General features: G+C 72.9%; 6 protein-coding genes. 4 read left to right on the forward strand and 2 right to left on the reverse strand.

Features of this window, described 5'->3' with window-relative positions:
• Window positions 1–231: 231 nt before the first annotated feature.
• Window positions 232–3,717, forward strand: coding sequence for a M28 family peptidase (locus ACFCV8_RS21820; protein WP_376687066.1), 3,486 nt, complete (start codon window positions 232–234; stop codon window positions 3,715–3,717).
• Window positions 3,718–3,788: 71 nt separating this feature from the next.
• On the opposite strand, the gene ACFCV8_RS21825 is transcribed toward ACFCV8_RS21820, so the two are convergent.
• Window positions 3,789–5,225, reverse strand: a complete 1,437-nt coding sequence (locus ACFCV8_RS21825; RefSeq protein WP_376687058.1) for a helix-turn-helix domain-containing protein — start codon at window positions 5,223–5,225, stop codon at window positions 3,789–3,791.
• Between the two features lie 538 nt (window positions 5,226–5,763).
• Here ACFCV8_RS21825 and ACFCV8_RS21830 point away from each other — a divergent pair.
• Both ACFCV8_RS21830 and ACFCV8_RS21835 read left to right on the forward strand, forming a co-directional pair.
• Window positions 5,764–6,717, forward strand: coding sequence for a DUF3048 domain-containing protein (locus ACFCV8_RS21830; RefSeq protein WP_376687059.1), 954 nt, complete (start codon window positions 5,764–5,766; stop codon window positions 6,715–6,717).
• Between the two features lie 272 nt (window positions 6,718–6,989).
• Window positions 6,990–8,321: a geranylgeranyl reductase family protein gene (locus ACFCV8_RS21835; RefSeq protein ID WP_376687060.1), complete on the forward strand. Its 1,332-nt coding sequence runs from the start codon at window positions 6,990–6,992 to the stop codon at window positions 8,319–8,321.
• A 24-nt stretch (window positions 8,322–8,345) separates the two neighbouring features.
• Here the strand turns inward: ACFCV8_RS21835 and ACFCV8_RS21840 are convergent, their stop codons facing one another.
• On the reverse strand, window positions 8,346–9,128 hold the full coding sequence (locus tag ACFCV8_RS21840; RefSeq protein WP_376687061.1) for a LysR family substrate-binding domain-containing protein: 783 nt from the start codon (window positions 9,126–9,128) through the stop codon (window positions 8,346–8,348).
• Between the two features lie 58 nt (window positions 9,129–9,186).
• On the opposite strand from ACFCV8_RS21840, the gene ACFCV8_RS21845 reads away from it, so the two are divergent.
• A complete protein-coding gene (locus ACFCV8_RS21845; protein WP_376687062.1) occupies window positions 9,187–9,591 on the forward strand; it encodes a DUF5997 family protein in 405 nt (134 codons plus the stop codon).
• Window positions 9,592–9,686: the final 95 nt, after the last annotated feature.

Here is a 9,686-nt window from a genome sequence, read left to right on the forward strand (position 1 = left end):
ACCTGGCCGTTGTGCGATCCCACCACGGCGGCTTGACCAAACTTGCCAGGTTCCCCGGCCGGCCACCCAGTTCATTGACGCGCCCATGACCACATGTGAGTGTTCGGTCGCTCGATCACGGGCACCGGGGCGCGGGCCGCCGGCGACGGCCGGGGCGTGTGCGCCGTAGTACGCGGCTGCCCGTGATCGAGGCCCCCACCGATTCAAGGAGCCTCGATGAATCTCAGACCGATGACGGCCGGGACGACCCTGGCCGTCCTCGCCGCAATGCTGGTGGTCACCGGCGCGCCATCGGCGTCCGCCGAACCGTCCCCGCCGCCCGCCCCGAGCGCGCTCACGGCCGCCGTGTCGGCCGCCGACCGGGCCGCCGCCAGCGGCCTGGACACCCTGGCGAAGGGCCCGGAGGAGCGGTACGAGCGGCAGATGGTGACCCCGTGGGTCAAGGGTCTGTACTCCGTCGCGTACCAGCGCACCTACCGCGGCCTGCCGGTCGTCGGCGGGGACGCCGTCGTGGTGGCCGACTCGAAGGGCCGGGTGCGCGGCACCCAGTCCGCGGTCTCCCGGCGGATCAACGTGCCGACCACACCGACCGTCTCCGCCAAGGCCGCCGAGAAGACCTCCCGCAAGAAGCTGCGCACCGTGCGGCGGGTGGAGTCGCACCGGCTCGTCGTCCGGGCCACCGAGAAGTCCTCCCGGCTGGCCTGGGAGACGGTCCTGGCCGGACGCACCGCCAAGGCCCCCAGCCGTCTCCACGTCTTCGTCGACGCGGGCACCGGCAAGGTGCTCGACACTTACGACGACGTCAGGGCGGGCACCGGCAACAGCCAGTGGAACGGCCCGTCGCCGCTGGCCATCGACACCACCTCGTCGGGCGGCAGCTACTCGCTGCGCGACCCGAACCGGCCCGGCCTGAGCTGCGCCGACTACAGCACGGGCGGGGTCTTCACCAAGTCGAGCGACTCCTGGGGCACCGGCAACGCCTCCAGCAAGGAGACCGGCTGCGTCGACGTGATGTGGGCGGCGCAGCACGAGTGGAACATGCTGAAGGACTGGCTCGGCCGCAACGGGCACAACGGCAACGGCGGCAGCTGGCCGGTGAAGGTCGGGCTGAACGACGTCAACGCCTACTGGGACGGCTCCTCGGTCTCCATCGGCCACAACAACGCCAACCAGTGGATCGGCGCGATCGACGTGGTCGGCCACGAGTTCGGCCACGGCATCGACCAGTACACCCCGGGCGGAGCCAACAACGAGTCCGGGCTCGGCGAGGCCACCGGTGACATCATGGGTGCCCTGACCGAGGCGTACACCAATGAGCCGGCCCCGTACGACGACCCCGACTACACCGTCGGCGAGAAGATCAACCTGGTCGGCAACGGGCCGATCCGGATCATGTACAACCCTGGTCAGATCGGTGACCCGAACTGCTACAGCTCCTCGATACCCAACACCGAGGAGCACGCCGCGGCGGGGCCGCTCAACCACTGGTTCTACCTGCTGGCGGAGGGCTCGAACCCCGGTGGCGGCAAGCCGTCCAGCCCGACCTGCAACAGCTCCTCGGTCACCGGCATCGGCATCCAGAGCGCGGGCAAGGTCTTCTACGGCGGCATGCTGCTGAAGACGAGCGGGATGACGTACAAGCGCTACCGCACGGCCACGCTGACCGCCGCGAAGAACCTCGACCAGAGCTGTGTGTTCTTCGACCGGACGAAGGCCGCCTGGGACGCCGTCAGCGTCCCCGCCCAGACCGGCGACCCGACCTGTACGCCCAGCGGCAACAACGACTTCACGATGTCCCTGGACCCGTCCTCCGGTTCCGTGAAGGCGGGCGCCTCGGTGACGTCCACGGTGCGGACCACGGTCAGTTCCGGGAGCGCGCAGTCGGTCGCCCTGTCGGCGAGCGGTCTGCCGAGCGGGGTCACCGCTACCTTCAGCCCCGCCTCGGTGCAGGCCGGTGCCTCCTCCACGATGACCGTGTCGGCGTCCTCCGGTGCCGCACCCGGCTCGTACACCTTCACGGTGAAGGGTGACGGCACCCAGAGCCACACCGCGCAGTACACCCTGACCGTCGACAACGGGGGCGGCAACCCGGGCGGCGGCGCGCCGAACATCGACGTCGCCAGCGTGCAGGCGCACCTCGCGCAGCTGAACACCATCGCCACCCAGAACGGCGGCAGCCGCCGGGCCGGGAGCGCGGGTTACACGGCGTCCGTCGCCTACGTGAAGAGCAAGCTCCAGGCCGCCGGATACACCGTCAGCGAGCAGACCTGCACGAGCTGCACCTACGGCGGCAACAACCTGATCGCCGACTGGCCGGGCGGCCCGTCCGACCAGACCGTCATGTTCGGCGCCCACCTGGACGGGGTCACGGCCGGTCCCGGCATCAACGACAACGGCTCCGGTTCGGCGACGCTGCTGGAGAACGCGCTCACCCTGGCCCAGCGGAACCCGGCCATGACCAAGCACGTCCGCTTCGCCTGGTGGACCGGCGAGGAACAGGGCATGCAGGGTTCCGCCCACTACGTCGGCCAGCTGAGCTCCGCCCAGCGCAGCACCATCAAGGCGTACTACAACTTCGACATGGTCGCCTCGACCAATGCCGGCTACTTCATCAACAACGTCAACTCGGCCGCCTCGGCCCCGATGAAGGAGTACTGGGACTCGCTGAACCTGGCGCCGGAGGAGAACGTCGAGGGCCAGGGCCGGTCCGACGACTACTCCTTCCAGCAGGGCGGCATCCCCACCTCCGGCTACGCGACCGGCGCCAACGCCACCAAGACGTCGGCGCAGGCCACCAAGTGGGGCGGCACCGCGGGCCGTGCCTACGACCCCTGCTACCACTCGTCCTGCGACACCACCTCCAACATCAACGCGACCGCGCTCGACCGCAGCGCGGACGGCGTGGCCTACACCCTGTGGAAGACGGCGGTCGGCACCACCGCGCCCTCCGACGACTTCTCCGTCTCGGTGAAGCCGGTCTCGGGCAGCGTCCAGCCGGGCGCCTCGGTCACCGCGACGGTCTCCACCGCGACGACCTCGGGCTCCGCGCAGTCCGTGCAGCTGACGGCCTCCGGCGCGCCGAGCGGGGTGACCGTCTCCTTCGCCCCGTCGTCCGTGCAGTCGGGTTCCTCCTCGACGATGACCGTCAACGCCGGGGCCCAGGCCGCGGCCGGTACGTACACCCTGACGGTGACCGGGACCGGCAAGGCCACCCACACCACCACGTACTCGCTGGTCGTGGGCGGTGGCGGCAGCTGCCAGCCCAAGCAGGCCGTCGTCAACGGCGGCTTCGAGAGCGGCACCACCCCGTGGACCCAGTCGGACGGTGTGATCAACAACCGGACGTCGGAGAAGCCGGCCCGCACGGGCGCGTACCAGGCCTGGCTCGGCGGCTGGGGATCGGCGCACTCGGACACGCTCTCGCAGTCGCTGACCATTCCCTCCGGCTGCTCGGCGTACAAGCTGTCGTTCTACCTGCGCACCGACACCTCGGAGTCGGCGGGTGACCCGACCGCGTACGACACGCTCACCGTGAAGCTGGGCACCAGGACGCTCGCGACGTACTCCAACGCGGACGCCACGAACTCGTATGTCCAGAAGACCTTCGACGTCGCCGATCTCGCCGGCCAGACGGTCACCCTGGGGTTCACCAGCAACGAGGACGCGTACCTCCAGACGAGCTTCGTCCTGGACGACGTGACGCTGGACGCGAGCTGATCCCCGGCTGATCCGAGCGGTTCACCACCGCGGGGCGGGGCGTGTGCGAACACGTCCCGCCTCCGGCGTTCTCAGCGGACGGCACAGGCCAGCCGGCGAGTGAAGTCCTCGGTCTCCGGCCGGTGGCCCCGGCCTGCCGTCAGCCGGGCGTGCAGGCCGCGCAGTTCCTGTCCGAGCAGGGTCGAGGCGTTGACCTCGGTGGTGTCGAGCACCGGCCCGGCGATGGCGACCGCCGCCTGCGGGTCCCGGGCGCAGGCGTAGGCGTCCGCCATCCGGGCGAGGAAGAGCATCCGCGTCGAGTGCATCCCGGGCGGGAGCAGTCCCAGCGCCGACCGGGCCGCCCCGGCCGCGCGCAGCGCCAGCCGGCGGTCCCCGGTCACCGCGGCGAGGTCGCGCAGCGCCCCGGCGGCACCGGACTCCACGCGCAGCCGGACGGACGCGACGGAGAGCCAGGGCGCCTCCGTCTCGTCCTGCTCGCCGACCCGGTCGAGCTGCGACCGGGCGCGGTCGATGTGACCCAGGGTCTGGCGCGCGTCGCCCCGGACGGCATGGCCGCGGGCCAGGTACAGATCGCTCATCGCGCCCGCCCAGTACCGGCCCGCGGCGGCCTGCCTGATCGCACCTCCGTAGGCGAGGGCGGACGGTCCGTCACCCTCCAGCCGGGCCAGGGTGCTCATGTCGCTGAGCGCGGCCACCTCCGTACCGACGTCCCCGGCGAGTCCGGCCCAGCCCAGGGAGCGGTCGAGCCAGGCCATCGCCGTCGCGTTACGGCCCCACAGCAGCCGCAGGCAGCCCGCGGACTGGGCGTACTGGGCGGCCAGGGGCGCGAGTTGGCGCTGGTAGGGCGCCGCGGGCAGGGCCATCCAGCGGAGCATCGCGTGCAGGGTGCGCTCGACGACGGCGGTCGCCCCGGGCCAGGCGCGTTCCTCGTCGGCACGCAGGCAGGCGGCGAGGAGCGCCGTCAGGGCGTGCACGGTGTCGAGGTCCAGTGCCGGTGCGTCGACGGCGGCCGGGCCGAGGGAGCAGAACGTGGCGTGCAGGGCGACGACGTCGGCGAGCACCGGAACGGTACAGCCCTCCCGGCCGTGCACCGGGCACATCTGGCCGTAGCTGGGCAGGCGGGCGGGCAGGACGGTGTCCGGCGGCAGCATGGCGAGCAGGGTGCCGCCCGCGGGCTCGCCGGGCAGCGGGCCCCGGCGGGCGCGCACCGGCGCCGGAAGCACGGCTCGGCCCTCGTCGCCGGCCCCGGACCGCTCCGCCTCCTCGCAGGCGGCGAGGAGTGCCCCGTCCGCCGACATGAGCTCGTCCAGCCTGCGGGCCAGCGGCAGCGGGGTGCGGCGGGTGCCGTGCTCCAGCTTGCTGATGGCGGTGTGGTCGTATCCGACACGGGCCCCCACCTGTACCTGGGTGAGTCCGGCGCGCCTGCGCCACTGGCGCAGGAGGGTGCCGAAGACCCGCCACGCCTCGGCGGTACGGGCGTCGGGCGCGGGGCCCATGGCCTCGGTCACCCGGCGCTCCGGGGAGCCTCGACGGACGCCCCACCCTTGCCGTGCTCATGACTCATGGCGGGGAGGATAGCGAGCGTGCGCCCGCGCTGTCGCGCGTGCGACGGGAAGATGGCGTCTTCCCTCTCCTCACCGCTCCGGCGACGGATCCACCGGCCGGACGTTCCGTCATATCCCTTGCGCCGTATGCCCGATGAGAGGATCCGGCCGTTCCGGTCCGATGGCCAGGACGGTGGGCGTGCCGCCGCATGAACGGACCGCCCGCCGGGCATATGACGGATTACCGACAGGGGGTGATGGCAGTGGGCCGCATCAGAATCGTCCGACGACCACAGTCACCGAACCGGCCGCCGCCGCTCGATCTGCGGACTCCGTCCGGCCGTCCGCTTCCCTACTGAACGCAGCGGCCCCCGGCGCGCCGCACCACGGCCGGTGAAGCGCCCGGGGCGCCGCTCTGCGTGATGATGGGCGGCGAGCCCGTCGCGGTGTACGGTGTCCGGCCGCGGGCGCCCTGCCGCCCGGCTCGGAAGGGACGGCCCCCATGCACGTATCCCGGCCGAAACGACCGGCCGCGGCGGTGCCGGCCGCGCTGGCACTGCTCCTCACGGTCCTGGTCGGCTGCCAGGGCGGAACGGGCACCTCCCCCGGCGGAACCGCCCCGCCCACCTCCGCCACCGGGCGCGGCCATGTACTCGCCGTGAAGATCGACAACGTCGCCGCCGCCCGCCCGCAGTCCGGGCTGGACAAGGCGGATCTGGTCTACGTCGAGCAGGTCGAGGCCGGCCTCAGCCGGATGATGGCGGTCTACTCGTCCCGGCTTCCGTCCACGGTCGGCCCGGTGCGCAGCGCCCGGGAGACGGACCTGGAGCTGCTCCGCCAGTTCGACCGGCCCACGCTCGCCTTCTCCGGGGCGCAGTCGAAGCTCCTGCCCGTCATCGCGGCGGCCCCGCTGAATCCACTGACCCCCGACAGGGACCCGGACGCGTTCTTCCGCGCCGGGGACCGCGCCGCGCCGCACAACCTCTACCTGCGCCCCGGCAGGGCCCCGCACGCCACCGCGGGGGGCAACGCGGCCGAGGACCTCGGGCTGCGGTTCGCCGCCGCCGTGCCCGGCGGCAGACCGTCCGCCGGTCGCACGGTCCGCTATCCGGCGACCAGCCTCGCGTTCACCTGGTCCGCCGGGGAAGGCCGCTGGCTCGTGTCCATGGACGGCACCCCCGCCCGCACGGCCGACGGGGCGCGGCTGCGCGCGGCCGATGTGGTGGTGCAGTACGTGACGGTGCGCCCGTCCGCGTACCGGGACAAGTGGGGCAGCATGTCCCCGTACACCGAGACCGTGGGCTCCGGGGACGCGCTCGTGCTGCGGGACGGCAAGGAGTACGCGGCACGCTGGTCGCGCCCGTCGGCCGGGGCCACGACGTCCTTCACCGCACCGGACGGCGGGCGGATGACCTTCGCGTCGGGGCAGGTCTGGTTCGTCCTCGCGCAGAGGTGAGCGGCCGGAGCGGGCTCGCGGCGTACGCGGGCGGGCCCCGGGGCCGGGTGGCCTCGGCGCCGCGGGCCCGCGGTCCCCGGCGGCGGTGACGCGACCCGCCGTCCGGGCCGCCGGACCAGTGCGGTTGCGGGGGCGCGTCCTCTTCGCGCCCCGGCTCGTGTGCGGGAGGGTGAAGGTTTCCCGGACCGGCCCACAGACCGTGCGCCCGTGATCGATGATGTGCGGACGACTGCCGTCCCCGGTACGGCACCGGCTCCAGGAAGGGGTTCCCGATGCGGGACACGACGCCAGAGCGGTCCACGTCGGACGCACGGTCCGATCACGGTCCGGACGAGGAGGCCCAGGTGATCGTGGTGGGGGCGGGGCCGGCGGGCTCGTCCGCGGCCTTCCACCTCGCCAGAGCCGGTGTCGACGTCCTGCTGCTGGAGAAGTCCCGATTCCCCCGGGAGAAGGTGTGCGGGGACGGTCTGACCCCGCGCGCGGTGCATCAGCTCATCAGGATGGGCGTCGACATCAAGGCGCCGGGGTGGACCCGCTCGCGCGGCATGCGCTGGATCGCCGGGAAGCATCAGGTGCACATCGACTGGCCCGCGCTGGGCCGGTATCCGGACTTCGGTCTCTCCCGCAGCAGGCACGACTTCGACGACATCCTCGCGCGGCACGCGGCCGGTGCCGGGGCGCGGCTGCGCACCGGGGTGAAGGTGACCGGACCGCTGACCGACAAGGTCGGCCGGATCACGGGGGTCGCCGCCACGACCGGGGAGAAGGAGCCGCTGGTCCTCCGCGCGCCGATCGTGATCGCCGCCGACGGCGCCTCGGCCCGCCTCGCCCTCGCCATGGGGCTGCAGCGCGACCCGGGCCGGCAGATCGCGACGGCCGCCCGCCGCTACTACCACAGTCCCGAGCGTTCGGCGGAGGAGTACCTGGAGCTCTGGGCCGACCTCAAGTTCCCCGGCAGCGACCACTTCCTGCCCGGGTACGGCTGGATCTTCCCCATGGGTGACGGGCGCGTCAACGTCGGTCTCGGCGCGCTGCCGCACCGGCGGCACGGCAAGGCCGACCTGCGGGCCGCGCTGGACGAGTGGCTGGCCCGCACGCCGGAGTCCTGGGGGCTGCGCGAGGAGAACGCACAGGGTCCGGTCCGCAGCGCCGCGCTGCCGCTGGGCTTCAACCGCCACCCGCTCTACACCCGCGGTCTGCTGCTCGTCGGCGACTCCGGCGGCATGATCAGCCCCTGGAACGGTGAGGGGATCGGCCAGGCCATGGAGGCCGGGGAGGTCGCCGCCGAATCCGCCGCGCTGGCCCTGGCGATGCCCCGGGGCCACCGGCGCGAGCAGGTGCTGCGCGGCTATCCCGTCGAGATGAACCGCCGCTGGGGGCGTTACTACCGCCTCGGCAACAAGGCCGCCGACCTGGTCTTCAGCCGCTCCGGCTTCCAGCCGGTCCTCAACCGGTACGTGATGGGGTCGCCGTTCCTGCTCGACGCCATGGCCCGGCTGCTGACCAACCTCACGGACAAGCCCTCGCACGACCTGATCGACCACCTGCTCAACGGCGCCGTACGGCTCGTACCGGAACCGCGGGTGCGGCGCCGGCGGCGCTGAGCCGGACCGCGCCCGGGTGTCCGGTCAGGGCCGGCGGCGGGGCTTGCCCCGCTTGGCGGCCCTGGCCTGCTTGGCTCCGCCGGATCCGGTCCGCGGCTTCCCGCCGGCCTGCTTCCCGGCCGCTCGCCCGGGGGCGGGCTTGCGGCGCCTGCCGTCCGTCTCGGCGCCCTTGTTCTCCGGCTCGACGCGGGAACGGGGACGGCCCCGGGTGCTGTTGACGGTCCGTCCCCGGACGATGCCGATGAACTCCTCCACCAGGTCGGTGGTCTCGTCCTCCGGCCAGGACAGCACGACGCTCGATCCGGGCGCGTCCGGCACCGGCCGGTAGGTGAGGTCCTTGCGGTGGTGGAGGCGGGCGAGCGACTGCGGGACGACGAGCACTCCGATCCCCGCCGCCACCAGTTCCACGGCGTCCGCCGTGGTGGCCGGGCGCTCGATCGCGGGCCGTCCGGGGAGCCGCTCCCATTCGAGGGTGTCGTCCAGCGGGTGCAGCACGATCTCGTCGGCGAGCTCCGCGACCGAGACCTCCTCGGCCGCGGCGATGGCATGGTCCTTCGGTACGACGACCACGGTCGTCTCGGTGTAGAGCGGAATGGCGCTCAGCGCCGTCCGGTCGACCGGCAGCCGTACGAGCCCGGCGTCGGCGTCGCGCCCCCGCAGGACGTCGGACGCCTCGGCGGCCGCCACGCCCAGGAGGGTCAGGGGGACGTCCGGCAGCCGCTCGTTCCAGATCCGTGCCCACTTGCCGGGGGTCACTCCCGGGACGTACGCGAGCCGGAACGACGGGGTTTCTTCCGAGCTTGTCACTCCGCCAGGTTACCGGCCCTGGTCAGAGGTAGCGCACATGCTCGATACCCTTGTACGCATGACGTCGCACAAGACCGCCCAGACGATGAAGCCCGCGACCGCGGCGAAGAAGCTGGGCGTGTACCTCGAGGCCACCCCCGCCGAGTTCCAGGAGGGTGTCGTCTCGCGCACCGAGTTCAACGCGCTCCAGGCCGATCCGCCCGAGTGGCTGCGGGAGCTGCGACGCAACGGCCCGCACCCCCGGCCGGTCGTCGCCGCGAAGCTCGGCGTCTCCATCTCGGGCCTCGCCCGCGGCGGAGTCACCGAGGCGCTCACCACCGAGCAGATCGACGCGCTGAAGCAGGAGGAGCCCGAGTGGCTCCGCCAGGAGCGCGCCACCCAGGCCGATGTCCGCAAGGAGGCCGTGCGGATCAAGGAGAAGCACGCGGCCCGCGAGGCCCGGGACGAGGACTCGCGTTCCTGAACCGTCCCGTCGCCGCCCGGGGAGCCCTGCTCCGTCGGGCGGCGACGGCGTTCGGGGCGCGTTCTTAGGGACTCGGCCCTTCGCGGGGCGGCCCT

This window comes from Streptomyces sp. NPDC056347, assembly GCF_042262625.1.
Taxonomy (GTDB): Bacteria; Actinomycetota; Actinomycetes; order Streptomycetales; family Streptomycetaceae; genus Streptomyces.

Coding starts and splice junctions, on each gene's coding strand:
- ACFCV8_RS21845 (WP_376687062.1), top strand. CDS start 9,187: ATGACGTCGCACAAGACCGCCCAGACGATGAAGCCCGCGACCGCGGCG.
- ACFCV8_RS21835 (WP_376687060.1), top strand. CDS start 6,990: ATGCGGGACACGACGCCAGAGCGGTCCACGTCGGACGCACGGTCCGAT.
- ACFCV8_RS21820 (WP_376687066.1), top strand. CDS start 232: ATGACGGCCGGGACGACCCTGGCCGTCCTCGCCGCAATGCTGGTGGTC.
- ACFCV8_RS21830 (WP_376687059.1), top strand. CDS start 5,764: ATGCACGTATCCCGGCCGAAACGACCGGCCGCGGCGGTGCCGGCCGCG.